Genomic DNA, 1,184 nt, shown 5'->3' on the forward strand with positions numbered 1-1,184 from the left:
TTGTTGACGACCGCCACCGGGTCCGGCTCCATGACGGTGATCGGGACGATAATCGACGTACCCGTCTCGGCACCGACGAGCGTGAGGTCGACGGCGCCCGCTTCCAGGTCGCCCGGGAGCGTGGCCGCGACGGTCGCCTTGCCGTAGGGGTCGTACCGGTCGGTCCCGATGCTGTTGTCCAGCGCGAAGGTCCCCAGGACGGTGTCGCCGAGCTTGACCTGGACCGCGGTGTCCTTCACGTCGTCGGGGTTGGACATGGTCCACGACCCGACGTCGAAGGTCACCGTGCCACCCGGCTCGTAGCCGGAGGGGGCACCGGCCGGGAACTCGACCTCGACCGCACGCTGGCTGTAGTCGACGGCCAGCGGCTCGGTGGCCGAGAACTCCGCCATGTAGTCGACCATCGCCTGCAGGTCGACCTTGCCGGTGTCGGCCTTCCCGGTGCCGTTCGCGAACTCGAAGAAGTTGTCACCGCCGGAGGACAGGAACTTGTTCACCGTGACCGAGTAGGTGGCCGCCGGGTCGATCGGCTCGCCGTCGAGCCACATCCCGGTCACCTCGCCCTGGAAGGTCGCGGTGCCGCTGACGGTCACCGGGGTCTCCACGTAGGTGTAGGTGAAGCCGTCGGAGGCGCCCAGCCGCAGGAACGGGCGCGACGGCACCGTTCCGCCGGTGGTGCGCTGCCACTGCTGCTCGAGCACCGTCTCGATCTGGGCACCCGTCAGGTCCATGTTCACCAGCGTGTTGGCGAACGGCTGGACGACGGCGGCCTGCTTGTACGTCAGGTCGCGGGCGTCACCGTTGATCGTGCCGACCATGTCCTGGCGAAGGCCGCCGGGGTTCATGAACGCGATCTGTGCCGACCCGGACTCCGGGTTGCGGGTCGCCCAGCGCTGCACCTCGGCCACCTTGTTGCCGAGCGTGGACTCACCGCCGCGGTTCGGCTCGGTGCTGCCCGTGATCCGGGCCCGGTTGAACGGGGCCGCGATCTCGCCGATCTTGACGGCGCCCTGGACCTCAGCCACCGCCTTGGCCGCGTTGACGATCTCCTCGACGGCGGGGTCGCTCGGCGAGCTGGCGTTCAGCGCCACGATCGACTGGGCCTTCGCGACCACGTCGCCGGTGCTGGAGTCCACGGAGAACACCAGCTTGTTGAGGTTCTGGCCGTACTGACCGGCCGACAC

Annotated in this window: 1 protein-coding gene; it reads right to left on the minus strand. The window is 68.9% G+C overall.

Annotation, left to right across the window (positions count from 1 at the left end):
* On the minus strand, window positions 1-1,184 hold a 1,184-nt coding region (locus tag ACOADB_RS06825), incomplete at both ends, for a bifunctional metallophosphatase/5'-nucleotidase (RefSeq protein ID WP_378597204.1).

Origin of the sequence: Nocardioides sp. CPCC 206348 (assembly GCF_048654705.1) — a bacterium.
Lineage (GTDB): Bacteria > Actinomycetota > Actinomycetes > Propionibacteriales > Nocardioidaceae > Nocardioides.